Origin of the sequence: Streptomyces sp. NPDC026206, from assembly GCF_040638465.1 — a bacterium.
GTDB lineage: Bacteria > Actinomycetota > Actinomycetes > Streptomycetales > Streptomycetaceae > Streptomyces.
Genome location: NZ_JBEZYL010000008.1, coordinates 221,761 through 246,789 on the forward strand (window position 1 = coordinate 221,761; position 25,029 = coordinate 246,789).

At 73.3% G+C, this 25,029-nt stretch carries 21 protein-coding genes; 5 read left to right on the plus strand and 16 right to left on the minus strand.

Annotation, left to right across the window (positions count from 1 at the left end):
• Window position 1 precedes the first annotated feature (1 nt).
• Together AB0F13_RS14985 and AB0F13_RS14990 are read right to left on the minus strand one after the other, a co-directional pair.
• The gene (locus AB0F13_RS14985) at window positions 2-988 is read right to left on the minus strand and encodes a hypothetical protein (RefSeq protein WP_362080824.1); all 987 of its coding nucleotides are present in this window, start codon (window positions 986-988) and stop codon (window positions 2-4) included.
• Window positions 985-2,235: a glycosyltransferase family 4 protein gene (locus AB0F13_RS14990; protein WP_362080827.1), complete on the minus strand. Its 1,251-nt coding sequence runs from the start codon at window positions 2,233-2,235 to the stop codon at window positions 985-987. The genes AB0F13_RS14985 and AB0F13_RS14990 overlap by 4 nt, the downstream gene beginning before the upstream one ends.
• Window positions 2,236-2,500: 265 nt before the next feature.
• On the opposite strand from AB0F13_RS14990, the gene AB0F13_RS14995 reads away from it, so the two are divergent.
• Window positions 2,501-3,271, plus strand: coding sequence for a hypothetical protein (locus AB0F13_RS14995; protein ID WP_362080830.1), 771 nt, complete (start codon window positions 2,501-2,503; stop codon window positions 3,269-3,271).
• Between the two features lie 155 nt (window positions 3,272-3,426).
• Entirely contained in the window at window positions 3,427-3,714 is a 288-nt protein-coding gene (locus tag AB0F13_RS15000) for a hypothetical protein (protein WP_362080833.1), read from the plus strand.
• 112 nt (window positions 3,715-3,826) lie between these two features.
• Here the strand turns inward: AB0F13_RS15000 and der are convergent, their stop codons facing one another.
• The 4 genes from der to AB0F13_RS15020 all read right to left on the minus strand — a co-directional run bounded on the left by der (window position 3,827) and on the right by AB0F13_RS15020 (window position 8,032).
• A complete protein-coding gene (gene der / locus AB0F13_RS15005) occupies window positions 3,827-5,287 on the minus strand; it encodes a ribosome biogenesis GTPase Der (RefSeq protein WP_362080836.1) in 1,461 nt (486 codons plus the stop codon).
• Between the two features lie 63 nt (window positions 5,288-5,350).
• The gene (locus tag AB0F13_RS15010) at window positions 5,351-5,953 is read right to left on the minus strand and encodes a lysophospholipid acyltransferase family protein (protein ID WP_362080956.1); all 603 of its coding nucleotides are present in this window, start codon (window positions 5,951-5,953) and stop codon (window positions 5,351-5,353) included.
• Between the two features lie 101 nt (window positions 5,954-6,054).
• Window positions 6,055-6,825 (minus strand): (d)CMP kinase, encoded by a 771-nt coding sequence (gene cmk, locus AB0F13_RS15015; RefSeq protein WP_362080839.1) that lies wholly within the window; start codon window positions 6,823-6,825, stop codon window positions 6,055-6,057.
• Between the two features lie 121 nt (window positions 6,826-6,946).
• Entirely contained in the window at window positions 6,947-8,032 is a 1,086-nt protein-coding gene (locus AB0F13_RS15020; RefSeq protein WP_362080842.1) for a prephenate dehydrogenase, read from the minus strand.
• 64 nt (window positions 8,033-8,096) lie between these two features.
• Here AB0F13_RS15020 and AB0F13_RS15025 point away from each other — a divergent pair, with 64 nt between their 5' ends.
• On the plus strand, window positions 8,097-8,459 hold the full coding sequence (locus tag AB0F13_RS15025) for a DUF952 domain-containing protein (RefSeq protein WP_362080845.1): 363 nt from the start codon (window positions 8,097-8,099) through the stop codon (window positions 8,457-8,459).
• 90 nt (window positions 8,460-8,549) lie between these two features.
• Here the strand turns inward: AB0F13_RS15025 and AB0F13_RS15030 are convergent, their stop codons facing one another.
• The 9 genes from AB0F13_RS15030 to AB0F13_RS15070 all read right to left on the minus strand — a co-directional run bounded on the left by AB0F13_RS15030 (window position 8,550) and on the right by AB0F13_RS15070 (window position 19,660).
• The gene (locus tag AB0F13_RS15030; RefSeq protein ID WP_362080847.1) at window positions 8,550-9,881 is read right to left on the minus strand and encodes a pseudouridine synthase; all 1,332 of its coding nucleotides are present in this window, start codon (window positions 9,879-9,881) and stop codon (window positions 8,550-8,552) included.
• Window positions 9,881-10,552 carry an SMC-Scp complex subunit ScpB gene (gene scpB, locus AB0F13_RS15035; protein ID WP_362080850.1) on the minus strand — a complete coding sequence of 224 codons (672 nt, stop codon included), beginning with the start codon at window positions 10,550-10,552 and terminating at the stop codon, window positions 9,881-9,883. Before scpB ends, AB0F13_RS15030 begins: the two co-directional genes overlap by 1 nt.
• Window positions 10,549-11,502, minus strand: a complete 954-nt coding sequence (locus tag AB0F13_RS15040) for a segregation/condensation protein A (RefSeq protein WP_362080853.1) — start codon at window positions 11,500-11,502, stop codon at window positions 10,549-10,551. The genes scpB and AB0F13_RS15040 overlap by 4 nt, the downstream gene beginning before the upstream one ends.
• Window positions 11,503-11,667: 165 nt before the next feature.
• Complete coding sequence (locus tag AB0F13_RS15045; RefSeq protein ID WP_362080856.1) at window positions 11,668-12,198, minus strand: hypothetical protein; 531 nt, start codon at window positions 12,196-12,198, stop codon at window positions 11,668-11,670.
• Window positions 12,195-13,322 (minus strand): ParA family protein, encoded by a 1,128-nt coding sequence (locus AB0F13_RS15050; protein ID WP_362080859.1) that lies wholly within the window; start codon window positions 13,320-13,322, stop codon window positions 12,195-12,197. Before AB0F13_RS15050 ends, AB0F13_RS15045 begins: the two co-directional genes overlap by 4 nt.
• 322 nt (window positions 13,323-13,644) lie before the next feature.
• Window positions 13,645-14,760, minus strand: a complete 1,116-nt coding sequence (gene ald / locus AB0F13_RS15055; protein ID WP_362080959.1) for an alanine dehydrogenase — start codon at window positions 14,758-14,760, stop codon at window positions 13,645-13,647.
• A 193-nt stretch (window positions 14,761-14,953) separates the two neighbouring features.
• Window positions 14,954-17,029: a tetratricopeptide repeat protein gene (locus tag AB0F13_RS15060; RefSeq protein ID WP_362080961.1), complete on the minus strand. Its 2,076-nt coding sequence runs from the start codon at window positions 17,027-17,029 to the stop codon at window positions 14,954-14,956.
• Window positions 17,030-17,303: 274 nt separating this feature from the next.
• The gene (locus tag AB0F13_RS15065) at window positions 17,304-17,939 is read right to left on the minus strand and encodes an NUDIX hydrolase (protein WP_362080862.1); all 636 of its coding nucleotides are present in this window, start codon (window positions 17,937-17,939) and stop codon (window positions 17,304-17,306) included.
• Window positions 17,940-18,013: 74 nt separating this feature from the next.
• Entirely contained in the window at window positions 18,014-19,660 is a 1,647-nt protein-coding gene (locus tag AB0F13_RS15070; RefSeq protein ID WP_362080964.1) for a CTP synthase, read from the minus strand.
• Window positions 19,661-20,131: 471 nt separating this feature from the next.
• Between AB0F13_RS15070 and AB0F13_RS15075 the strand changes: the two genes are divergently transcribed.
• Window positions 20,132-21,934, plus strand: a complete 1,803-nt coding sequence (locus tag AB0F13_RS15075; RefSeq protein ID WP_362080865.1) for a glycoside hydrolase family 15 protein — start codon at window positions 20,132-20,134, stop codon at window positions 21,932-21,934.
• On the opposite strand, the gene AB0F13_RS15080 is transcribed toward AB0F13_RS15075, so the two are convergent.
• Complete coding sequence (locus AB0F13_RS15080; protein ID WP_362080868.1) at window positions 21,931-23,271, minus strand: MFS transporter; 1,341 nt, start codon at window positions 23,269-23,271, stop codon at window positions 21,931-21,933. The genes AB0F13_RS15075 and AB0F13_RS15080 overlap by 4 nt on opposite strands.
• 42 nt (window positions 23,272-23,313) lie before the next feature.
• Here AB0F13_RS15080 and AB0F13_RS15085 point away from each other — a divergent pair, with 42 nt between their 5' ends.
• Window positions 23,314-24,939, plus strand: a complete 1,626-nt coding sequence (locus AB0F13_RS15085) for a PucR family transcriptional regulator (RefSeq protein WP_362080871.1) — start codon at window positions 23,314-23,316, stop codon at window positions 24,937-24,939.
• Window positions 24,940-25,029 lie beyond the last annotated feature (90 nt).

Sequence of the window (25,029 nt, forward strand, 5' to 3'; positions counted from 1 at the left end):
CTCAGCCGGCGGCCACCGGCGGCCGTTCCTCGATCCGGATCGAGAGGTCGTTGTCGACGGTGTAGTACGGGCTCACCCGGGCAGGGGCGTAGGAGGCCGCCACGGGCTTCGCCGGGTAGGTGAAGACCTGCTTCTTGTCGGCGACGTCGTCCAGGATCCGGGCGATTCGGACGGGGGACGAGCCCTGCGGGCCGCGCAGCCACAGGTCCCACACGTCCAGGCCGCCCCGCCACTCCTCGCACAGGACGGCGTAGGGCAGCGCGAACGTGAAGTCCTGGCCCTCGGCGGTGACCGCCGCGGTGCGCACCAGGTCGGGGGCGCGGCGGCAGCGGGCCTCGACGACGGCCCCGGCGAGCCATGCCTGGGGGTTCTCGACGCGGTAGAGGCTGCCGTGGCCTGTTATGCCGCTGTCCTCGACGAGGAGGTCCCCCGCCTCGGCGTGCGGGGCGCGCAGCCAGCTGCGCAGCGAGAGGTTGCCGTGCTTGGTCGCGTACGGGATGCGGACCGCCAGCGGCGAGGTGCTCGGGCCCGGTCTGCGGTCGACCAGGGAGCGCAGGTCGGCGAGGCCGGGCAGCAGGCGCTGCCAGGTGGCCTCGCCACAGGCCACGTGGACGTCCCAGCGGCCCTCGGGCAGGGCGACGGTGCTGGGCAGGACGGCACGTACCCGGCCGGCGCCGCTGGGCGCGAGCGGCAGCCGGACCTCGTCCGCCGCGTCCCCGGCGCCGGCGCCGCCCCGGCGGCACAGCACGAGCGCCGCGGACCACTGGGCGGCGTCGGTGGCGCTGCCGGGCGCGTCGAGGTCGAAGGTGAGTCCGCCCGCGGAGTCCGCGATGCAGTCGGCGACGGGATTTCCCGCGCCGAAGGCCAGGGGAGGGGCAGACACGTCGGTGCACTCCTCGGAGTCGGTGGTCTGGGGAAACGCCGGCGAGCCCTGCGGCGCCACGGGAAGGCGGTCGCCGGGACTGCCGGACGCGGTGGGCGGCGTCATGCGGCACGCACCCTTCGCAGGGCGGCGCGGGAGAGGTCCTTGGCCTGGAAGGCGCCGCTGAGCAGGGCACCGCGGGTGCGGTGCAGCGAGCCGTGCAGGCTGCCGCGGGCGAGCAGGTCGCCGAAGAGGTCCTCGTAGCGGCCGGCGACCCGGCCGGGGTCGAAGCGCGCCGAGCTCTCCAGGGCCGCCCGGCCCATGCGGGCGCGCAGCTCGTCGTCGTTGATGAGCCTGAGCAGGCCGGCGGCGACGGCGTCGGGCTTGCCGACGGGCACGAGCAGCCCGTCGACGCCGTCGTCGATGATCTCGCCGGGGCCGTGCGGGCAGTCGGTGGAGACCACCGGCACGCCGCAGCGCATCGCCTCGACGATGGTCATGCCGAAGGACTCCAGGCTGGAGGTGACCGCGCCGATGGAGCCCTTGACCCACTCCGGCTCCAGCGGAGTGGCGGGGCCCATGAGGAGGACGTGGTTGTACAGGCCCTGCTTGTCGATGAGGGCGCGCAGCTTGGCGCGCTCGGCACCGGCGCCGTAGATCCGCAGCCGCCAGTCGGGGCGCTCGGCGACGACCTTGCCGAAGGCGCGGATCAGGACGTCGTAGCGCTTGGCGGGCGCGAGCCGGCCGGCGGCGATCACCCATTTGCCGCTGCCGTCGGCCGGTTCGACGGCCGGGGCGGGGACGCCGTTGGGCACGGCCTCGACGCGCACGCCGGGCAGCCGCATCAGCGAGCGGTAGGTCCGGGCGTCGGCCTCGGTCACGGTGGTGACCGCGTCCAAGCGCGGGTAGTGGGTCCGCAGCGCCAGCTTCAGGCGCGGGGAGTGGGTGCTCAGCGTCAGGTGCTCCTGGCCGACGCGGACCGGGCCGCGGCGGGCCTGCCGGGCGATGTGCACGTTGAGGCCGGGGCGGGTGCCGACGACCACGTCGCAGTCCAGGCCCCGCAGGTGCTCGGCGATCCGCCGGTCGGTCAGGGCGCTGTACTGCTTGTAGCGGCCCTCGGCGGCGGGGAAGACGGACGCCGGGCGCTCGTACTCGGGGTCGTCGCCCTCGTAGCCGGGGCCGCCCTTGCGCAGATCCACCAGATGGCGCAGCCGCACCTTGGGGCTGGGGGTGAAGACCGGCTCCTGGCGGTGACGGAAGACGGAGACGACCTCCACGTCGTGGTGCTCGGCGAGGGTGCTCGCGAGGTTGTACGTGGTGCGGATCGTCCCGCCGATCCCGTACGCGTTGTGAATCAGGAATGAGATGTGCATTCGTCCCCATGCAGCCGGTATGCCGCGGACAGTCCTGGTAGCCCGCCTCCACTGAGAGGTTAGACCGTGGGGCGGACCACGGGGTTGGCCTTGATCACCAACTCGTTCTCCAACAGATGGCGAATCGGTAGCGGATCCGGGAACTTTTCCCGGGCGTGACCCGGGCCATGGATCATCCGTTGTCTTCTTACGAGCCGGGAACCGCCCGGCCGGCACACCACGCCCTGCGTTCTGTACCGAGCCATACAAGTTTCGAGGAGACCCCGTGCCGCGCATGCTCGATGTCAGCGACGAGGTACGCGCCGAGATCGGCGCCGAGGAAGCGGAGCGACTGCTGGGCGGCGACAACGCCCCGGGGCTCTACGACTGCACCTCCTGCCGCACCCCGGGCCACACCGAGAAGGAGCGCACCAGCACGGTGCTGTTCGTCGGTGACGAGACGGCGGTGCTGGCCTTCGCGCACGCCGCCTGCATCCCCTCCCAGGTGGTCCCCGTCTCCGAGGAGCAGCTGCAGGGTGCCGTGCGCTCCATCACCGGCGGCGGCGAGCCCGTCGACGTACCGCTGCAGGCCGAGCTCGGGGTGACGAGCGGGCTGGTGCTGGTCGGCGGCGAGGTGCACCCGGCGCTGGTCGTCGAGCCGCTGGGGCCGATCGCCCGGCCGGGCACCAGCGGGCCCGTCGATGTGTTCCTGGACCTGCTCACCGAGCAGGGCTTCGCGCCCGTCGCCGACGTGGCCCAGCCGCCGCCGGCGCTCCCGGGCTGGTCGGTACTGGTGGCCATGGGCAAGCTGCACGCCGTCCTCCAGCCGCCTGTGGGCGCGGCCGCTCCGCAGGCCTGGTGGCAGGCGCACCAGGCGATGCAGGTCGCCGACGAGTGGCGGGCCGCCGTCAACAAGACGCGGCAGGTGCTGGTCTTCGCCGCCCCGGTCGGGACGATCGGCGCGCAGCCGCGCGAGGACATGCTGCGCGAGGCGCTTGACCGGGCGGCGGCGGCCGGCCGGCTGGTGGGGGCGGCCATGCCGCTCGCGGGCACATGAGCGGCGACCTGCGCCCCGTCGCGCACCCCGGGAGCATGGTCCCGGCAAGCCATTCGCACCCGGGCCCGCATCCGACGGGCCGCGAGGTCGTTGGCAGGGATGTGTACTCATACGAACCCGCCGCCCGGACCTCGTACCCGAACCACATCCCCGGCATGCGGCCATCCCGCGATGCCTCCGCGGAGAGCCACCCCGCCTCGGTGACCCCGATCTACGACGCTCTCTGCTCCGAGTACCGCCGGTCCTTCCGGGCACTGCCCGGGGACCGCTCGGGCGAGGAGGAGCTGCGGTTCAAGACCTTCGGCCCCCAGCAGGGCGGGTACAGCTACGTCGGGCAGCTCCCGGCGTACAACGCGGTCTGGGAGTCGTACCACGGGCGGCAGCGCGGCAGTCTGCCCGCACTGCCGCCCGCACCCCGCGACGGCCGCACGCGCGGCTTCTAGCCGCCCGCGCGCTCCCGCGCTCCCTGCCCCGTCTGTGACGGAGCCCCGGACCCCCGAGGGATCCGGGGCCGCCCGGGGGTGACCCCGGGCCCCGGCCGGGCCCGTGCCCGCCCTACTTCTTGCGGCCGCGCTTCTCGCGCACCCGCACCGAGATGTGGATCGGCGTGCCTTCGAAGCCGAACTCCTCGCGCAGCCGGCGCTCGACGAAGCGGCGGTAGCCGGCCTCGATGAAGCCGGAGGCGAAGAGCACGAAGCGCGGCGGCTTGACGCCGGCCTGCGTGCCGAAGAGGATGCGCGGCTGCTTACCGCCCCGGATCGGGTGCGGGTGGGCCGCGACGAGCTCGCCGAGGAAGGCGTTCAGGCGCCCGGTCGGCACGCGCGTCTCCCAGCCCGCCAGCGCCGCCTCGATCGCCGGGACGAGCTTCTCCATGTGCCGGCCCGTACGCGCCGAGACGTTGACCCGCGGCGCCCACGCGATCTGCTGGAGCTCGGTCTCGATCTCGCGCTCGAGGTAGTAGCGGCGCTCCTCGTCGAGGGTGTCCCACTTGTTGAACGCGATGACGATGGCGCGCCCGGCGTCGACGGCCATGGTGATGATGCGCTGGTCCTGGACGCTGATGTTCTCGCTGGAGTCGACGAGGATGACCGCGACCTCGGCCTTCTCGACCGCCGCGGCGGTGCGCAGGGAGGCGTAGTAGTCCGCGCCCTCCTGCAAGTGCACGCGCTTGCGGATGCCGGCGGTGTCGACGAACTTCCACGTCGTGCCGCCCAGCTCGATCAGCTCGTCGACCGGGTCGCGGGTGGTGCCGGCCATCTCGTTGACGACGACCCGCTCCTCGCCCGCGACCTTGTTCAGCAGGGAGGACTTGCCGACGTTCGGGCGGCCGATCAGCGCGATGCGGCGCGGTCCGCCGACACCGGCACCGAAGGTCTGGGCCGGGGCGTCGGGCAGCGCGTTGAGGACCTCGTCGAGCATGTCGCCCGTGCCGCGGCCGTGCAGCGCGGAGACCGGCATCGGCTCGCCGAGACCCAGCGACCACAGGGCGGTGGCGTCGGCCTCGCCGGACATGCCGTCGACCTTGTTGGCGCACAGCACGACGGGCTTGCCGGCCCGGCGCAGCAGCTTGACGACGGCCTCGTCGGTGTCGGTGGCACCGACGGTGGCGTCCACGACGAAGACCACCGCGTCGGCGGCCTCGATCGCGTACTCGGCCTGCGCGGCGACGGAGGCGTCGAGGCCCAGCACGTCCTGCTCCCAGCCGCCGGTGTCGACGACCTTGAAGCGGCGGCCGGCCCATTCGGCCTCGTAGGTGACGCGGTCGCGGGTGACGCCGGGCTTGTCCTGCACGACGGCCTCGCGGCGGCCGATGATGCGGTTCACCAGCGTCGACTTGCCGACGTTGGGACGGCCGACGACGGCGAGCACCGGCAGCGGGCCGTGCCCGGCCTCGCCGAGGGCGCCCTCGACCTCGTCGGCGTCGAAGCCCTCCTGCGCCGCGAGCTCCATGAACTCCGCGTACTCGGCGTCGCCAAGCTCACCGTGCTCGTCGCCGGAGTGGATCTGGTCGTTCATGAAGTCAATTCCCTGCTTTTGAAGTGCTTCGTCGTCCAGCGGACCGCCTGTGCGGGCCGCTGCTCAAGTCTCGTCGGTCGTGCGGCCGGTCAGCCGCCTGGCTTCGGCCAGGTGTGCGGCCAGTCGCTGCTGGACCCGTCCCGCCGCCGCGTCCAGCGCCGTCCGGGTCCGCTTCCCGCTGCCGTCACCCGCCTCGAACGGGTCACCGAAGACCACGTCGATGCGGCTGCGCAGCGGGGGCAGCGCGCCTGTGACGCGGCTCGTGCTCTCGGCGCTGCCCAGCACCGCCACCGGCACGATCGGCGCCCCCGACCGTACGGCGAAGTAGGCCAGGCCGGCGCGCAGCGACGCGAAGTCGCCCTCGCCCCGGGTGCCCTCGGGGAAGATCCCCAGGACGTGGCCGCGCTCCAGCACGGCCAGCGCGTCGGAGATGGCGGCCCGGTCGGCGCTCTCGCGGTCCACCTTGAGCTGGCCGATCCCGCGCAGGAACGGGTCCAGCGGGCCGGTGAACGCCTCCCGCTTGATCAGGAAGTGCACCGGGCGGGGCGCGGTGCCCATCACCATCGGGCCGTCGATGTTGTGCGAGTGGTTGACGGCCAGGATGACCGGCCCCGCGGTGGGCACCCGCCAGGCGCCCAGCACGCGGGGCTTCCACAGCCCGTACATCAGTCCGATGCCGATCCGCCGGCCGACGGCGGCACCCGGCTCGGAGCCGGTGACCGGTCCGCTCACGCTGCCGCCCGCTTCTGCCTGCCTTCGGTCGCGCTTCACCGCGGCCCCGCTCCGGCCGAGGGCTCCTCCCTCGTTCCTCGGTCGGAACCCTCGGTCTGCGCCGCATCCCGGTTACGCCGCTCCTCGACGAGGGTGACGACGCACTCGATGACCTGTTCAAGGGTCAGCTCGGTGGTGTCCACCTCGACCGCGTCCGCGGCCTTGGCGAGCGGGGAGGTCTTGCGGCCGGAGTCGGCGGCGTCCCGCTTGATCAGGGCGGCTCGGGTGGCGAGGAGGTCACTGGCCTCCTTGGCCCCCAGCTCACCGCTGCGGCGGGCGGCGCGCGCCTCGGGCGAGGCGGTGAGGAAGATCTTGAGGTCGGCGTCCGGGAGGACGGTGGTGCCGATGTCCCGGCCTTCGACGACGATGCCGTCCGGCGCCTCCGCGGCGATGGCCCGCTGCAGCTCGGTCAGGCGCGTGCGCACCTCCGGCACCGCGCTGACGGCGCTGACCGCGGCGGTGACCTGGGAGGTGCGGATGGGCAGGGCGGCGTCCGCACCGTCGACCGTGATCGAGGGCGCGGCCGGGTCCGTGCCGGAGACGATCTCCGGCTTGGCCGCCGCGTCGGCCACGGCGGCGGCGTCGTTCACGTCGATGCCGTTGCTCAGCATCCACCAGGTGATCGCCCGGTACTGGGCACCGGTGTCCAGGTAGCGCAGTCCGAGCTTGGCTGCCACGGCCTTGGAGGTGCTGGACTTGCCCGTGCCGGAAGGGCCGTCGATGCCGACGATGACAGCTGCCGGAGCGGTCCGGGCGGCGGTTTCCACGGTGTCAGACACCTTCCTTGTGCACAGGGCGGGAGCGTACGAGCCGTATACAGGCTCACCCAAGGTTACTGGCTCCGCGGACCGCCCTGCGCGGGCGGCCGTGCGGCCGGGCCCGCGGGGCCTACTGCCGCACCGACCAGCCGCGCTCGCGGAGCGTCGCGATCAGCCCGGCCACGGCCCCGGGCTCGACCATCAGCTGGATCAGACCGGCCTGCTGGCCGGTGGCGTGCTCGATGCGCACGTCCTCGATATTGACGCCCGCCCGGCCGGCGTCGGCGAAGATCCGGGCCAGCTCGCCCGGCTGGTCGCCGATCAGGACGGTCACGCTCTCGTACGCCGCCGGAGCCGCGCCGTGCTTGCCCGGCACCCGGTCGCGGCCCGCGTTGCCGCGCCGCAGGACGGCCTCGATGCCGGCCGCGCCGCCCAGGCGCTTGTCCTCGTCGGCGGACTCCAGGGCACGCAGGGCCCGCACGGTCTCGTCGAGGTCGGCGGCGACGGAGGCGAGGACGTCGGCGACGGGCCCGGGGTTGGCGGAGAGGATGTCGATCCACATCCGCGGGTCGGAGGCCGCGATGCGGGTCACGTCGCGGATGCCCTGGCCGCACAGGCGCACGGCCGTCTCGTCGGCCTCCTTCAGGCGGGCGGCGACCATGCTGGAGATCAGCTGCGGGGTGTGCGAGACGAGCGCCACGGCCCGGTCGTGGGCGTCGGCGTCCATGACGACGGGTACCGCGCGGCACAGGGCGACGAGCTCCAGGGCCAGGTTGAGGACCTCGGTGTCGGTCGCGGGGGTCGGGGTCAGCACCCAGGGCCGGCCCTCGAAGAGGTCAGCGGTGGCCGCCATCGGCCCGGAGCGCTCCCGCCCGGCCATCGGGTGGGTGCCCAGGTAGCCGCTGACGTCGCAGCCGAGCTCCTCCAGCTCGCGCCGCGGGCCCCCCTTGACGCTGGCGACGTCGAGGTAGGCACGCGCCAGGCCGCCCCGGATCGCCTCGGCGAGGGTGGCGGCGACGTGCGCGGGCGGCACCGCGACGACGGCGAGGTCCACGGGCCCGTCGGGCGCCCGGTCCGTGCCGGCGCCGCGCGCGGCGGCCGTACGGGCCTGGGCGGGGTCGTGGTCCATGAGGTACACCTGGACGCCGCGTCCGGCCAGTGCGAGGGCGGCGGAGGTGCCGATCAGTCCGGTTCCGATGACAAGGGCGGTTCTCACGGCCCCAGCCTAGTCAGCCCGCCGCCCGGGACGGGCGGGGCCCTCGTCGGGTAGAACCATGTTCATGATCTATCACGTGGTGCGCCTGGACGACTGGCTGACCGTGCCCGACCGCCCCTACTCCCCCGCGTCGCTCGCCGACGAGGGTTTCGTCCACTGCTCCCCCGACGAAGCGACCATCCTCGCCGTGGCCACCGCCTACTACCGCGAGGTGCCCGGCCCGCTGATGGCCCTGCTGATCGACGAGCACAAGCTGGACGTCATGGTCCGCTGGGAGGCCGCCGTGCCGGCACCGCCTCCGGGGGTCGCGCCGGGAACCTTGTTCCCGCACGTCTTCGGCCGGATCACCCGCGACGCGGTGGAGGGAATGATGGAGATCCAGCGCGACGAGGAGGGCCGGGCGACCGGCCTGGCGGTGTGGTCGTAGGGAACCCCGGCCCCGTCCCGCCCTGCACCGTCCTCCAGCCCTCAGCGCCGGACGGGCCGCGATGGCAGCCCGTCCGGACGGAGTGCCGGCTTAGAGATCGACCTCGCGCATCAGCATGCCGACCTCGGTGTTCGTCAGGCGGCGCAGCCAGCCGGACTTCTGGTCGCCCAGGGGGATCGGGCCGAAGCTGGTGCGGACCAGCTTCTCGACCGGGAAGCCGGCCTCGGCGAGCATGCGGCGCACGATGTGCTTGCGCCCCTCGTGGAGGGTCACCTCGACGAGGTAGTTCTTGCCGGTCTGCTGGATCACCCGGAAGTTGTCGGCGCGGGCGTAGCCGTCCTCCAGCTGGATGCCGCTCTTGAGCTGCTTGCCGATGTCGCGCGGCAGCGGGCCCGTGATGGCGGCCAGGTACGTCTTCTGAACGCCGTACTTGGGGTGGGTGAGGCGGTGGGCCAGCTCACCGTGGTTGGTGAGCAGGATGATGCCCTCGGTCTCCGTGTCGAGACGGCCGACGTGGAAGAGCCGGGTGTCGCGGTTGGTGACGTAGTCGCCGAGGCACTGGCGGCCGTCGGGGTCCTCCATCGTGGAGACGACACCGGCCGGCTTGTTGAGCGCGAAGAAGAGGTACGACTGGGTGGCGACCGTCAGGCCGTCGACCTTGATCTCGTCCTTCTCCGGGTCCACGCGCAGGCCCTGCTCGGTGACGATCTCGCCGTTGACCTCGACGCGCGCCCTCTCGATCAGCTCTTCGCAGGCGCGCCGCGAGCCCATGCCGGCCCGGGCCAGCACCTTCTGCAGGCGCTCGCCCTCCTGCTCGGCGCCGGGGAAGGTCTTGGGGGTCTTCACCTGCGGCTTGTTGTGCCGCTCGCGGTTGCGCTCCTCGATCTTGGCGTCGAGCTCGCGCGGGCGGGCCGGGACGGACCCGTGGCCGCGGGCGGGTCCGCTGCTCCGGCCGCCGGAACCGGCCGTGGAGCTCTTGCGGGGGCCGCCCTTGGCACCGCCGCGGGCCGCCGCGCCCCGGCCGCTGGTGGGGCCGGTGGTGCGGCCGCTGGTGGCGCCGCCGCGGGTGCGCTCGGCGTCGGGGCCGACGTCGTAGCGGCGCTCCTCGGGGCGCGGACGGCGCGGACGCTCCTGCTGTCCGTCGTCGCGCCGGTCCCCGGAGCGGCCGCCGTCGAAGCGCCCGCCCTCGGAGCGGCCACCGCCGGAACGCCCGCCCTCGGAGCGGCCACCGCCGTAGCCGCCGCCACTGGGGCGACCGCCGCCGTAGCTGCCGCCGCCGGAGCGGCCGCCGCCCTCGGGGCGCCCGCCGCCCGAACGCCCGCCACCGGCACGCCCGCCCCCGGACGCCGGCCGGGGGGACCCTCCTCGGGCACCCCGGTCGTCCCGGTTGCCGCTTCCGCTGTTCCTGCCGCTGCTTCGCATCAAAGTTCCGTCTTGTCGTCTGCGTCGGTGTCCGGTGCGTCCGGATCGAACGACGGCACACCTTCTTGAGTGTCGCCCTCGATCGCTTCCGCCTCGGGGAGGAAGGGGGCGAGCTCCGGGAGCTCGTCCAGGCCGCGCAGGCCCATGCGCTCCAGAAAGTAATTCGTCGTCCTGTACAGGATCGCACCTGTTTCGGGTTCCGTCCCCGCCTCCTCCACCAGAGCGCGCTGGAGGAGGGTGCGCATGACGCCGTCGCAGTTCACCCCGCGTACGGCCGAGACCCTGGAACGGCTGACCGGCTGACGGTACGCGACCACGGCGAGGGTCTCCAGCGCGGCCTGGGTCAGGCGGGCCTGCTGCCCGTCGAGCACGAAGGCCTCGACGGCGTCGGCGTACTCGGCACGGGTGAAGAACCGCCAGCCGCCGGCCACCTGCCGCAGCTCGAAGCCGCGCTCCTGGGCCGCGTACTCGCCGGACAGCTCGCGCAGGGCCCCCTCGATGTCGCGGCGCGGCCGGCCGAGGACCTTGGCGAGGTGCTCCTCGGTGGCGGGCTCGTCGACGACCATGAGGACGGCCTCCAGCGCGGGCTTGAGGGCCAGTGCCGCCACCCGCCGCGCCCCGGCGGGGGTCTCCTCGGACGCGTACGCCGCGTCGCTGACGGTGTCGCTCATGCTGTGCTCTCCTCCGGTACCGGCTCCGGCTCGGTCTCCGGCTCGCGGTCGAACTCGTCCGTCACCACCGGGCGGGCGTCCTGCGCGCCCGTCCAGCGGACCGTCAGGGCCCCCAGGGCCTCGTCCTGGTCCAGAACGACCACCCGCTCGCGGTAGAGCTCCAGAAGGGCCAGGAAGCGGGCCACGACGGTCAGGGTGTCCGGGGCGTCCTCGGTGAGCTGCCCGAAGCTGGCCTCGCCCGCCTCCCGCAGCCGGGCCACCACGACGTCGGCCTGCTCGCGGACGCTGACCAGCGGCGCGTGGATGTGGTCGACGTACACCTGCGGGGCGGGTCTGGGGCGCATGGCCTTGACGGCCAGCTCGGCGAGCCGCTGCGCGCCGATGCCGAGGACGACCTCGGGCAGCAGCTCGGCGTGGTGGGGCTCCAGGCCGACGGTACGGGGGTGGCGGCGGCCTTCCGTCGCCAGCCGCCCGCTGAAGATCTCCGCGATCCGCTTGTACGCCCGGTACTGCAGCAGCCGCGCGAAGAGCAGGTCGCGGGCCTCCAGCAGGGCCAGGTCCGCCTCGTCCTCCACCTCGGCGGCGGGCAGCAGCCGGGCCGCCTTGAGGTCGAGGAGCGTCGCCGCGACCACGAGGAACTCGGTGGTCTGGTCCAGGTCGAAGTCCGGGCCCATGGCCCGGAGGTGGGCCATGAATTCATCGGTCACCTTGGACAGGGCGACCTCGGTGACGTCCAGCTTGTGCTTGGCGATCAGCTGCAGAAGCAGGTCGAAGGGGCCCTCGAAGTTGTCCAGCCGTACGGTGAACCGCCCGTCCCCGTCCGCGGCCGGCTCCGGCGTCCCCTCGGAGGCCTGCCCGGGTGCCGGCTCGTCCGGCGTGGGCGGAGAGCGCCGCTCGCCCGGGCCGAGGCCCAGACGCCGGCGGGCCGATGCGGTGGCGGCTGCGGGCATGGCTGGATCCAGTGCGGTGAGGGGATCGGTCCGTACGAACGGGACCCGGCTGTGAACGGCAGGTTACTGACTTTTGCCGCGCGATGCCGGTCCGCGGGAACGCGTTGGCCCACGGTTCCGGCCGGTGGCCCGGGGGACCGCCCCCGAAAAGCGCGGCGCAGGCGCTCAGCGGCCGCGCAGGCGCCGCACGAGGATGCTCGCGTCGCCGCGCTGCTCCAGGTCGGCCAGGACGACGGCGACGGCCTCACGGACGATCCGGCCGCGGTCGACCGCGAGCCCGTGTTCGCCGCGCAGCACCAGCCGGGCGTGCTCGAGGTCCATGAGCTCCTCGGCGGAGACATAGACCGTGATCTTCTCGTCGTGGCGCTCACGCCCGCTGGGCCGGCGGTTGGCGGCACGCCCGCGCCGCTTGCCCTGGGCGGCGGGCTCGGCCGCCGCACGGGCGGCGGCAGCGCGTTCGCGGCCTTCCGCGGCGCGGCGCTCGGCGTCCTGCTCCTGGCCCGCGGTGGCCGGGGCGGCCGGGCCGCGGCCGTCCCGCTCCGCTCCCTTGCCCGGGCGCTCGCCGTCGGGCGCGTCACCCGGCCCCGGCACCCTCGGCTGCGCCTCGCCGTTCGCCTTGCGGCGCGGGGAGGAGGACTGCAGCCCCATCCCGCCGCCGGTGGTGCGGAACAGCTCGTCGGCACCGGGCAGACTCACTCGGCGTGACACCGGGCGAGCACCTCCCTGGCCAGCTGACGGTAGGCGGCGGCGCCGACGGAGTTGGACGCGTACGTGGTGATCGGCTCGCCCGCGACCGTGGTCTCGGGGAAGCGGACCGTACGGCCGATGACGGTGTGGTAGACGTGATCGTCGAACGCCTCGACCACGCGCGCGAGGACCTCGCGGCTGTGCACGGTGCGCGAGTCGTACATCGTGGCGAGGATGCCGTCCAGCTCCAGCTCCGGGTTGAGCCGCTCCTGGACCTTCTCGATCGTCTCGGTGAGCAACGCCACGCCGCGCAGCGCGAAGAACTCGCACTCCAGGGGCACGATCACCTTGTGAGCCGCCGTCAGCGCGTTGACGGTGAGCAGGCCGAGCGAGGGCTGACAGTCGATCACGATGTAGTCGTAGTCCGACATCAGCGGCTTGAGCGCGCGCTGGAGCGTGGACTCGCGGGCGACTTCACTGACCAGCTGGACCTCGGCCGCCGACAAGTCGATATTGCTCGGCAGCAGGTCCATGTTGGGGACGGCCGTCTTCAGCAGCACCTCGTCGGCCTGCATGCCCCGCTCCATGAGCAGGTTGTAGACCGTCAGGTCGAGCTCCATCGGGTTGACCCCGAGGCCGACCGAGAGCGCGCCCTGGGGGTCGAAGTCGACGAGCAGGACCCGGCGTCCGTACTCCGCGAGCGCGGCACCCAGGTTGATGGTCGAGGTGGTCTTGCCGACCCCGCCCTTCTGGTTGCACATCGCGATGATCTTGGCCGGGCCGTGGTCGGCCAGCGGTCCGGGGATCGGGAAGTAAGGCAGGGGGCGCCCGGTGGGGCCGATGCGCTCGCGGCGCTGGCGGGCGGCGTCGGGTGCGAGCGTCGCCGCGTACTCGGGGTCGGGCTCGTACTCCGCGTCGGGGTCGTAGAAGTGCCCTTCGGGCACTTTCTCGAAGTCGGCGAGACGGGTGGATTCCGCCCCGCCCCGGTCGCCGGCCATGGCGTTCACGTGTTGACCGTCCATGCTCTGGTGGGCTGTCGTCATGCTCTGGATGTTCCGGTGGGCTGCGAAGGTGTGGACAGCGACGGAGCCGACAGCTTGGAGTCCCACGGGACTCTGGCCCAGCGCAGGCATTCCTGGGTGACCACCCCCGGGAGCAAATGTCGACTCATTCACAAGTCGTCCTACCTCCTTGGTGACCAGGAAACATCTCAATACGTCAGCGTGGCACCATGCCGACGGTTGGCGACTCTATGGCGTGTCGGCGGTCCGCAGCAACACAATCCGCCGGAGACGGCACGATGTGTCGGCAATCGAACACCCTTCTGTCAAGGGCGTGCGGCGGATAACCCGGAAGAATCACGGGCGGGTCAAAGCACAGCAAAACAGCCCGGCCGGACCTTGCTCGGCAAGGCCCGGCCGGGTGCGTGCTCTTATGGGTGACGCCGTCGGCGGCTCAGCCGAGCAGGGTGCTCAGTTCGACCTGCGGCAGGCCGTGCGCCTCGGCGACCGGGCCGTAAACGACATGACCCTCATGCGTGTTGAGACCCTTGGCCAGCGCGGCGTCGCGGCTCAGCGCCTCCTGCCAGCCACGGTTGGCCAGCTCCACGATGTAGGGCAGCGTGGCGTTGGTCAGCGCGTAGGTGGAGGTGTTCGGCACCGCGCCCGGCATGTTGGCGACGCAGTAGAAGACGGAGTCGTGGACCTGGAAGGTCGGCTCCGCGTGGGTGGTCGGCCTGGAGTCCTCGAAGCAGCCGCCCTGGTCGATCGCAATGTCGACAAGTACACTTCCGGGCTTCATCTTGGCGACGAGCTCGTTGGTGACCAGCTTGGGGGCCTTGGCGCCCGGGATGAGGACGGCACCGATGACCAGGTCGGCCTCGACGACGGCCTTCTCCAGCTCGTAGGCGTTGGAGACGATCGTCTGCACCTTGGTGCCGAAGACCTTGTCGGCCTCGCGGAGCTTGTTGATGTCACGGTCGAGCAGGGTGACGTGGAAGCCCATGCCGACGGCGATCTGCGCGGCGTTCCAGCCGGAGACGCCGCCGCCGATGACGACGGCCTTGCCGGCGTGGGTGCCCGGGACGCCGCCCGGCAGGACGCCGCGGCCGCCGACCGAGCGCATCAGGTGGTAGGCGCCGACCTGCGGGGCCAGCCGGCCCGCGACCTCGGACATCGGAGCGAGCAGCGGCAGCGCACGGTTGGCGAGCTCGACCGTCTCGTACGCGATGGCGGTGGTGCCGGACTCCAGCAGCGCGTCCGTGCACTCGCGGGAGGCCGCGAGGTGCAGGTAGGTGAAGAGGGTCTGGCCCTTGCGGAGGCGGTGGTACTCCTCCGCGATCGGCTCCTTGACCTTCAGCAGCAGGTCGGCGGTGGCCCAGACGTCGTCAGCGGTGTCCAGGATGCCGGCACCGGCGGCCACGTACTCGGCGTCGGTGATGGAGGAGCCGAGACCGGCGCCCTTCTCGATGAAGACCTGGTGCCCGTTGCGCACCAGCTCATGCACGCCGGCGGGCGTGATGGCCACGCGGAATTCGTTGTTCTTGACCTCGCGGGGGATGCCGACCTTCACGTCGATCACGGTCCTTGTATCAGAGAATGACAGGCTAATCCTGATATGCCGGGCACACCAGAGCAGACCGCGTCGATCGCGGCCTTGCCAGTCTAATGAAGGATTGCGCGCTGTCTAGCCTTGCAATGCAGCAATCTTTGCGCCAACCGCCACTGATTTCTTAGGTCAAAGATCCGGTACCCTGCGTAACCCCCTACCGCACCTCCGCGGGCGCCCCCTCTCCGGGCGGCTCGCCCGGCAGCAGCCCCGCCGGCCGCTCCCCGTCCTTTGCCAGCAGCCGCTCGGCGCACTGCCGGTGCTCCTGCGCCGACGCCGGGTCGCCCAGCCGCTCCAGGGTGTCCGCCAGCCGCAGCCGCACCGCCGCCTCCAGCCGCGCGTCACCGGCGGCCCCGGCGCTCTCCACCGCCTCCAGGCACGCACGCAGCGCCTCGCGCGGGCGGCCCGCGTGCTCCAGCACCCTGGCGGCCTCGCTCAGCGCCCGCGCGTGCCCCGGCTGGTCCCGCAGCCTGCGGCAGGCGGCGGCCGCGGCCCGCCAGTCGCGCAGCGCCTCCGCCCACTGGCCGGCATAGCTGTGCACCGCGCCCAGCCGCCCGTACAACCGCGCCTGGTCGGCGAGTTCACCCCGCGTCAGCCGCAGCTCCAGCCCCCGCCGGTACCAGTCGGCCGCCCGCTGCCAGTCGCCCAGCTGCTGGTGGGCGGCGGCGATGGACTCCAGCGCCCGGCTGGTCGCGTACGGGTCGCCCGCCTCGCGCGCCGCCTGCAGGGCCTGGCGGTAGCGCTCGAGCGCCTCCGCCGTCCGCCCGGCCCGGGCGTCGAGGTCGCCGAGGTTCAGCAGCGCCGCGGCCTTCTCCAGCGGCATCTCGCAGCGCCGCGCCACATCCAGTACGAGCTGGTGCAGGCCGTACAGCTCCGGTGCCGCCGCCTCCGGTCCCAGATGGGCGGTCAGCGCCCGCGTCAGCGCGGAGACCAGCCGCCGCGCGAGGGTGTCGAGCCGGCCGTCCTCCACGGCCAGCCGCGCGGCGGCCAGCAACGCCGGCAGCCGCGCCAGCAGCCACTCCGCGGCCGCGCGCCCGGAGGGGAACCGCAGCGGGCGGGGCAGCTGCTCGATGCGTCTGCGCACCGCCGGATCGTCGCGCTCGGTGGCGGCCCGGCAGGAGTGCAGCTGGCGCACGGTGCGCTCCAGCATCCGGGCGCGCGCCAGCTCGATCTCGGCGGGCCGCTCCTGCGCCTGCAGCAGCGCCCCGAGCAGCGGCGCCAGGCAGCCCGGCACCCGGTACTGCGGCGGCAGCGCGCCCGACGCGCTCTCGGGGGCCTCCAGGCGCAGCAGGCCCCGGGTCGTGAGGTCCTCCAGGGCGGACTGGGCCGTGGCGAGCGAGGAGCCGGCCAGCGCGGAAGCGGTGTGGGCGTCGAGCAGCCCGGCCGGGGCCAGCGCGAGGAGATGCAGGGTGCGGGCGGCGGCCGGGGGCAGTGCCTCGTAGGCGAGCCAGAAGGCCCGGGCGAGCGGGCGGCCGGCGTTCTCGTAGCCGTCGACGGCGGGCGGCAGCTCCCGCAGCCGCTTGGCCACGTCGACGACCGTCATCTTGGACCGGGCCGCCAGCCAGCCGCCGACCAGTACCAGGGCGGCGGGCTGCCCGCCGCACTCCTCGACGACGGCGTTCGCCGCCACCGGGTCGCAGGTGATGCGGGTCGGGCCGGCGTAGCGTTCCAGCAGCTCGACGGCCGCGGCCGTGTCCAGCCCGCCCAGCGTGCAGGGCCGCACGTCGGGCACCCCGGTCAGTGGCCCCCGCGAGACGGCGACGACAAGGCAGTCGGGTTCGTCCGGCAGCAGCGGGTCCACCTGCTCGGCGCCCGCCGCGTCGTCCAGGAGCAGCAGCACCCGGCGCCCGTCGAGAGCGGTCCGCAGCGCCTGGGTGAGCTCGTCCTCCAGGGCGCCCGCCGGCACCGGGGCGCCGAGCGCGGCGAGCAGGGCCCGCGCGGTCCGCTCGGTGGGTACGGGTGCCCCGTCGGCACCGGTGAGGCGCGCGCGCAGTACTCCGTCCGGATACTCCGTGGCGAGCTGACGGGCCAGCGCCTCGGCGAGGGCGGTGCGGCCGGAGCCGGGGCGGCCGGCGATGAGCAGCACCCGGCTGCGCGGTTTCTTGCGCCCGGAGAGGGTGTCGAGCCCGGCCCGGACGATGTCCTCACGCAGCTCCTTGAGCTCGCGCAGCCGCCCGACGAAGAGGTCCTGCGCCAAGCCCGGCGGCGGGCCCGGTACCTGACGGGGGCTCAGCCCGGGGCCGGGGACGGGCAGCCGTCGCCCGGGCAGGGCCGCCGCCGGTCCGCCGGTCTCCACCGTCCGCTCCGCCACGGGTCACTCCCGTTCCACCTGCACGCTCGAGCCCGGCCGCGGCCGCGGCCGGGAACACGATGAGCCTAGTTCACCGCCCGCCGCGCTCCCCGGAGCGCGGAGCCGCCATGCTGAAGATCACCTATTCGGGTTGCATGATGGTCGGACCGGGGGGAACCCTTCCGGGCCGCCGCCCCGTGGCGCCGGGAAGCCGTCGTCAGGCCTCGAACGGGCGGGCCGGCCAGGGGGCGTCCGCCGGCCGCAGCGCGTCCAGGCCGTCGCCCGCCAGCGCCGCCGTCACCGAAAGGACGCCGACGACCAGGCAGTTGTTGTGCAGCTCGCCCTTGAGGATGCCGCGCCCCAGCAGCGCCAGCGGGACGCGGGCCACCTCCATGTCGAGCTCCTCGTGCTCGACCTCGAAGCGCTCGCCCTCGGCGTCGGAGATGCCGCGCGCCAGGAAGATCCGTACGGCCTCGTCGCAGCCGCCGGGCGTGGTGTAGACGTCGGTCAGCACCCGCCAGTCCTCGGCCTTGACGTGCGCCTCCTCGTAGAGCTCGCGCTGCGCGGCGTGCAGCGGGTTCTCGCCGGGGACGTCCAGCAGGCCGGCGGGGATCTCCCACAGCCGCTGCCGCACGGGGTGGCGGTACTGGTTCAACACCAGCACCCGGTCCTGGTCGTCGAGGGCGACGACGGCGACCGAGCCGGGGTGCACCTGGTAGTCACGGGTGACGGTGACACCGTCGGGCATGACCACGGTGTCCGTGCGGACGCTGGTCTTGTTGCCGGTGAACGGGGTGCCGGTCGCGGTGACCTGCCACTCCTCGGCGGTGTCCTGGATTCCTGCGTGCGCCATGTCTGTCCTCCAGCAAATACGGAAACCGGGGTGGGCGCCCCGAAAGAGGCGCTCACCCCGGTCAACCGTATAGGTCAGCCCTGCCGGCGCTGCACGGCCGCCTTGACCAGGCCCGCGAAGAGCGGGTGCGGGCGGGTCGGGCGCGAGCGCAGCTCCGGGTGGGCCTGGGTGGCCACCAGGTAGGGGTGGACCTCGCGCGGGTACTCCACGTACTCCACCAGCTTGTTGTCCGGGGAGGTGCCGGAGAAGAGGATGCCGGACTTCTTCTCCAGCTCCGCGCGATAGGAGTTGTTGACCTCGTAGCGGTGGCGGTGGCGCTCCTCGACGTAGGGCTGGTCGTCGTAGACCTCACGGACGATGGAGCCCTCGGCGAGCTTGGCCGGGTACATGCCCAGGCGCATCGTTCCGCCCATGTCGCCCTCACCGGCGACGATGTCCATCTGCTCGGCCATCGTGGAGATGACCGGGTGGGCGGTGGCGGGGTCGAACTCGGTGGAGTTGGCGCCGTCGATGCCGGCCAGGTTGCGGGCGGCCTCGATCACCACGCACTGCAGACCCAGGCACAGGCCCAGCAGCGGCACCTTGTTCTCACGGGCGTAGGTGATGGCGCCGACCTTGCCGTTGACGCCGCGGTCGCCGAAGCCGCCCGGGATGCAGATCGCGTCCACGTCGCCGAGCTGCGCCTTCGCGCCGGCCGGGGTCCTGCACTCGTCGGAGGCGACCCACTTGATCTTGACCTTGGCGCGGTTGGCGAAGCCGCCCGCACGGATCGCCTCGGTCACCGAGAGGTAGGCGTCGGGCAGGTCGATGTACTTGCCGACCAGCGCGACGCTGACCTCGTGCGAGGGATTGTGGACGCGGTCCAGCAGGTCCTCCCACTGGGTCCAGTTCACGTCGCGGAAGGGCAGGTCCAGCTTGCGCACGACGTAGGCGTCCAGACCCTCGGTGTGCAGGACCTTGGGGATGTCGTAGATCGAGGGGGCGTCGATCGCCGCGACCACCGCGTCCTCGTCGACGTCGCACATCAGCGAGATCTTGCGCTTGATGGCGGTGGGCACCTCGCGGTCGGCGCGCAGCACGATCGCGTCGGGCTGGATGCCGATGTTGCGCAGCGCGGCCACCGAGTGCTGGGTGGGCTTGGTCTTCAGCTCGCCCGAGGGACCGATGTAGGGGAGCAGCGAGATGTGGACGACGAAGACGTTGTCACGGCCGACCTCGTGGCGGACCTGGCGCACCGTCTCCAGGAACGGCAGCGACTCGATGTCGCCGACCGTGCCGCCGACCTCGGTGATCACGACGTCGACGTCGTCGGTGGCCATGCGGCGGATGCGGTGCTTGATCTCGTTGGTGATGTGCGGAATGACCTGCACCGTGTCGCCCAGGTACTCGCCGCGGCGCTCCTTGGCGATCACCGTGGAGTACACCTGGCCGGTGGTGACGTTCGCCGAGCCGTCGAGGTCGACGTCCAGGAAACGCTCGTAGTGGCCGATGTCCAGGTCGGTCTCGGCGCCGTCGTTGGTGACGAACACCTCGCCGTGCTGGAACGGGTTCATCGTGCCCGGGTCGACGTTCAGGTACGGGTCGAGCTTCTGCATCGTCACCCGCAGACCCCGCGCCTTGAGCAGCGCGCCCAGGCTGGAGGCCGTCAGTCCCTTGCCGAGCGAAGAAGCGACACCCCCGGTGACGAAGAGGTGCTTGGTCGTCGTGGGCTTAGCTGCAATGGCCAAAGGGGGGCTCCCGTGGTCGCGAGTGAGGGTGCGTTCCGGCGATCACCCGGTTGTTTCCGGGGGTGCCGTCGCTGCGGTTGGGGGGTCTTGCGCCCACCGGTCCACGGGGTACCAGGGTATCAGCGCCCGGGCCCGGACGCGTCCGGTGACGCGGCGCGACGGCCCGGCGGACCCTGCGTCACGGGGGTGTCATCCGTGGCGTGCCGGGTACGCATCAGGCCACCCATTCGGCACAGATTCCCCTGCAAACCGTCGCGCGTGTCCCAACTGGGCGTCGTATCCTGCTCGGACACACGCAGCGAGCCGGCCGGCACGGCACCATCCCGCCCTCCCCCAGCCACCTCCCCCAGCTACCGCTGGGAGTGCCCCCGGGCAGGTGTCCCCCTTCCGGACCGGAGCTCGTCGAAGATCCCTTGACCGCCAACGGCCCTCCGGGGTCCTAGATGCCGTTCGACTGGAGATGACGTGGCCGGGCGTATCGAGGATTACGCACTCATCGGCGATATGCAGACCGCTGCCCTGGTCTGCCGGGACGGCACGGCCGACTGGCTGTGCCTGCCCCGATTCGATTCCCACGCGGCGTTCGCAGGTCTGCTCGGCGCGGAGGAACACGGCTTCTGGCGGATCGGCCCGGCACACCCCTCGGGGGCCGTCCCACCGCGGGCCGACCGCCGCCGGTACCGGGGGGATTCCCTCGTGCTCGAATCCGAGTGGGACACCCCGCGCGGCACGGTCCGCGTCATCGACTTCATGCCCCCGCGCGACGGCGCTCCGCAGCTGATCCGGATCGTGGAGGGCGTCAGCGGCCGGGTGCCGATGCGCTCCGCCCTGCGGATGCGGTTCTCCTACGGGCGGGTCGTGCCGTGGGTGCACAAGGTCGGTGACCGCACGGTGGCCGTCGCCGGCCCCGACTCGGTGTGGCTGGACACCGAGGCCGACACCTTCGGCAAGGACCTGACGACCTACTCCGACTTCACCGTCTCCCCCGGTGAACGGGTCGCCTTCACCATCAGCTGGCAGCCCTCGCACCGCGAGCCCCCGGCCCTGCCCGACCCGGAGGGGTCGCTGGAGGCCACGGAGGACTTCTGGCGCGAGTGGGTCGGACACTGCACGTACCACGGCCCCTACCGGGACGCCGTCATCCGCTCGCTGATCACCCTCAAGGCGCTGACGTACGCGCCCACCGGCGGCATCGTCGCCGCCCCCACGACCTCGCTGCCGGAGGAGATCGGCGGTGTCCGGAACTGGGACTACCGCTACACCTGGCTGCGGGACGCCGCGATCACCCTGTCCTCGCTGCTGCGCACCGGCTACCGCGAGGAGGCCCGCGCCTGGCGCGAGTGGCTGCTGCGGGCCGTCGCCGGCGACCCCGAGAACCTGCAGATCATGTACGGCATCGCGGGCGAGCGCGAGCTGGGCGAGGCCGAGCTGCCCTGGCTGCCGGGGTATGAGAACTCCGTCCCGGTGCGGGTCGGCAACGGCGCCGCCGGGCAGCTCCAGCTCGACGTCTACGGCGAGGTCACCGAGGCCCTGCACCTGGCGCACATGACGGGCCTGGCCCGCAACGACTACGCCTCGCTGCTGCAGCTGCGGCTCATCGGCTACCTCGAGGACCACTGGACCGAGCCGGACGAGGGCATCTGGGAGGTGCGCGGCCCGCGCCGCCACTTCGTGCACTCCAAGGTGATGGCCTGGGTCGCGGTCGACCGCACCATCAAGCTCATCGAGTCCGGTGACGTGGACGGTCCGCTCGAGCGCTGGCGGGAGCTGCGCGACGACATCCACCGGGACGTCTGCGAGCGGGGCTACGACAAGGAGCGCAACACCTTCACGCAGTCCTACGGCTCCCGGGAGCTGGACGCCTCCCTGCTGCTGATCCCGCAGATGGGCTTCCTGCCGCCCGACGACAAGCGCGTCATCGGCACCATCGAGGCCATCCAGCGGGAGCTGTCGACGCCGGACGGGTTCGTGCTGCGCTATCCCACCGCCGGCCACGAGGCCGGGGTGGACGGGCTGGAGGGCGACGAAGGGGCCTTCCTGGCCTGCTCGTTCTGGCTCGCCGACGACCTGGCCATGATCGGCCGGGTCGACGAGGCCCGCCAGCTGTTCGAGAAGCTGCTGGGCCTGCGCAACGACCTGGGGCTGCTCGCGGAGGAGTGGGACCCGCACCTCAAGCGGCAGGTGGGCAACTTCCCGCAGGCCTTCAGCCACGTGCCGCTCATCGACACGGCGCTGCGCCTCACCGCGTCGAGTGCCTTCGGCGGCTAGCGCCTGCGGAGGACGAAGTACAGCGCGAAGGCGCTGACGGGGGCCACGAGCACGGCTGCGGCGGCATTGAGACCGCCGTAGCCGTAGCCGCTCAGCACGGCGCCGGAGAGCGCGCCGCCCGCCGCCCCGACGAGGTTCATCAGGGTGTCGGACAGCCCCTCGACCTCCGGCCGGTGCGCGGCGTCGACGGACTCGCTCAGCAGGGTCGATCCCGCGACCGTCGCGCACGACCAGCCCAGGCCGAGCAGGAAGAGCCCGGCCGTCACCGGCCACTGCCGGCTCCCGGCGGTGCCGGCCAGCAGGGTCCCGGCGACCAGGACCGCCTGCCCCAGGAGGATCACCGGCACCCGGCCGAGCCGGTCGGTGGCCCTGCCGACCAGGGGCGAGAGCCCGTACATTCCCGCGATGTGCACGCTGATCGTGAAGCCGATGACGCTCAGCGAGGCCCCGTGATGCGCCAGATGGACGGGCGTCATCGTCATCACCGACACCATCACGGCATGCGCCAGGACCAGGGCGCCCAGCCCCGTCAGCGCGGCCGGGGACGCGGCCACCTGCCGCGCCGCCGCCCCCGTGCGAGCGGCGAACCCCCGCCGTACGCCCGCGCCGGCATCCGCTTCCGCGTCCGTACGGCCTCGCGCGGGGGCGGTGCCCGCGGAGCCGGCGAGCAGCAGCGGGTCCGGGCGCAGCCCGGTGCGGACGACCGCCCAGCCCAGGACGAAGGCCACGGCGGAGAAGACGAACGTGCCCGCCGGGGCCGGCAGGCCGAGCACGCGGGCCACTCCCTCCCCGGGACCGCTGAGGTTGGGGCCCAGGACGCTGCCCACCGTGGCCGACCAGACCACCAGGGAGAGCGCGCCCGCGCGGGCGCCGGGCTCCGCCAGATCGGTCGCCGCATAGCGCGACTGCAGGTTGGAGGCGGTGGCGGCGCCGATCAGCAGCATGCCGAGCAGGATCGGCGGGTACCAGCCGAGCCGGGCGGCCGCCAGGACGACGAGGGCCCCGGCGGCGGCCACGAGCCAGCCGGCGCCGAGCCCCGCCCTGCGGCCCCGGGCCCGCGACAGCGCGGCCAGCGGTACGGCCGCGAGGGCGGCACCGAGGGTGATCAGGGTGGTGGCGAGGCCCGCCAGCGACTGGGAACCGGTGAGGTGCTCGGCCAGCAGCCCGCCCGAGGAGAGCATCGAGCCCATGCCGATACCGGCGACGACCTGTGCCGCGATCAGGACCCGTACGGTGTACCGCTGAACCGCGGCACGGCCGGGGACTTGCGCGGCATCCTGCCCGGATATGCCTGGTGTGTCGGATGAACCGGGGAGGGACTCGGCAGCTGCACTCATGCGGGCCAGGGTAGGGCGCCCGGCGCCTGTAGGTTCGCCGCCATGGAACCGCACGCGCCGTCCCCTCCGCAGGGCACCATCACCGTCGCCCGGGCCCTCGAACTGCCCGCCCTGCGCCGGGGCCTGCCCGAGGTGATGGCCGCCGCCGACCGGCTGCACCGGCCGGTGCGCTGGGTACACGCCGGCGAGGCGCCGAACATCGCCACCCTCCTCAAGGGCGGCGAGCTGCTGCTGACCACCGGCCTGGGGCTGGGCAGCCGCCCCGCCGAACAGCGTGCCTTCGTCCGCGGCCTGGCCGAGCGGGACATCGCGGCGCTGGTCGTCGAGCTGGGCTCGCGCTTCGCGACCCTGCCCGCCGCGGTGGTGGACACGGCCCGCTCCTACGGGCTGCCGCTGGTGCAGCTGCACCGAGAGGTGCCGTTCGTGGCGGTGACCGAGGAGATCCACACCGAGCTCGTCAACGAGCACTACGCCCTGCTGCGCCGCGCCGAGGACGTGCACCGGCGCTGCACCGAGGTCCTGCTGGGCGGTGGCGGGGTGCCCGAGCTGCTGCGGCTGTTCGCGGACTTCGCGGGCAACCCCGTCTTCCTCGCGACCGCGGACGGCCGCCTGCTGTACGCGGCCGGCCCCGACCCGGCGCCGCCGGGTGCCGCCGATCCCCTGCAGGTCTGGGACGGGCTGCGGGCAGGCGGGCTGCCGGGGAGCGTCGTCGCCGACATTCCGGGCAACCGTGCGGGCCACGGCCCGGGGCCCGGCGCGGTGCGGGCCCGGCTGACCGTACTGCCGGTGAACGCGCCGCTCGCACCCGTCCACCGGATCGCCGCGGACCGGGCGGCGGGGCTGCTGGCGGTCGTGCTGCTACAGGCCCGCCAGGAGGAGGAGCTGGCCGCGCGAGGGCGCGGCGACTTCCTCACCGACCTCGCCGAGGACCGCCTGGACACGGCGGACGCGCCCGCGCAGGCACGCGTGCTGGGCTTCCGGCCCGGGGCGGGGCCGCTGCTGCCGGTGGTGATGCGGATCGCCGTCGACCTCGTTCCCGGGGACCGGTGGGCGGCGCTGGCCGGGACGCTCCAGAAGGAGTTGTCGGGAGTGGGGGTGCCGGTCCTGCTGGGCGTGCGGCTGCCGGAGGGGCGGGTACCGCTCCTCGTCGGGCTGCGTGAGGAGGACGAACGGGCCGCGGTGGCCGACCGGGTGGCGGCCGCGCTGCGCGCCGGGGCGCAGCGGGCGTCCGTCCGGCCGCCGGTGGTGGTCGTCGGCGCGCCGGTCACGTGGGCGACGGCCGGTGCGGGCCTGCGCCACGCGGCGGAGGCGGCGGCCGCGGCCGAGGGCCTGCCGGCCCGCCCCTGGCACGACGTGCGGCGGCTCGATGTGGACGTCCTGCTGTGGCGGCTGCGCTCGCACGGTGACCTGGCGGCCTTCGTGGACCGGGTCGTCGGGCCGCTGCTGGCGCACGACGCGGCGTCGCGGCCGCCGTTGCTGCCGACGCTGGAGTCCTATCTGGCGCACGGGGGCCGCAAGGCGGAGACGGCACGGGAGCTGCATCTGAACCGGCAGACGCTGTACGACCGGCTGGCGCGGATCGCGCGCTTGCTCGGTACGGATCTGGAGGACCCGGAGGCGGTGCTGGCGCTGAGCCTGGCGTTGCGGGCTCGGCGGCATGTGGGGTGACGGTTGCGGGGCCAGGGGCGCTTGCAGTGAGTGGGCGGGGGCGGGGCGGGAGGGGGCCGGCCGTGTCAGCGGTCCCGTGCCCCGCACTCG

Coding starts and splice junctions, on each gene's coding strand:
- AB0F13_RS14985 (WP_362080824.1), bottom strand. CDS start 988: ATGACGCCGCCCACCGCGTCCGGCAGTCCCGGCGACCGCCTTCCCGTG.
- AB0F13_RS14990 (WP_362080827.1), bottom strand. CDS start 2,235: ATGCACATCTCATTCCTGATTCACAACGCGTACGGGATCGGCGGGACG.
- AB0F13_RS15000 (WP_362080833.1), top strand. CDS start 3,427: ATGCGGCCATCCCGCGATGCCTCCGCGGAGAGCCACCCCGCCTCGGTG.
- der (WP_362080836.1), bottom strand. CDS start 5,287: ATGAACGACCAGATCCACTCCGGCGACGAGCACGGTGAGCTTGGCGAC.
- AB0F13_RS15010 (WP_362080956.1), bottom strand. CDS start 5,953: ATGTACGGGCTGTGGAAGCCCCGCGTGCTGGGCGCCTGGCGGGTGCCC.
- AB0F13_RS15025 (WP_362080845.1), top strand. CDS start 8,097: ATGATCTATCACGTGGTGCGCCTGGACGACTGGCTGACCGTGCCCGAC.
- AB0F13_RS15030 (WP_362080847.1), bottom strand. CDS start 9,881: ATGCGAAGCAGCGGCAGGAACAGCGGAAGCGGCAACCGGGACGACCGG.
- scpB (WP_362080850.1), bottom strand. CDS start 10,552: ATGAGCGACACCGTCAGCGACGCGGCGTACGCGTCCGAGGAGACCCCC.
- AB0F13_RS15040 (WP_362080853.1), bottom strand. CDS start 11,502: ATGCCCGCAGCCGCCACCGCATCGGCCCGCCGGCGTCTGGGCCTCGGC.
- AB0F13_RS15050 (WP_362080859.1), bottom strand. CDS start 13,322: ATGCCTGCGCTGGGCCAGAGTCCCGTGGGACTCCAAGCTGTCGGCTCC.
- AB0F13_RS15065 (WP_362080862.1), bottom strand. CDS start 17,939: ATGGCGCACGCAGGAATCCAGGACACCGCCGAGGAGTGGCAGGTCACC.
- AB0F13_RS15080 (WP_362080868.1), bottom strand. CDS start 23,271: ATGAGTGCAGCTGCCGAGTCCCTCCCCGGTTCATCCGACACACCAGGC.
- AB0F13_RS15085 (WP_362080871.1), top strand. CDS start 23,314: ATGGAACCGCACGCGCCGTCCCCTCCGCAGGGCACCATCACCGTCGCC.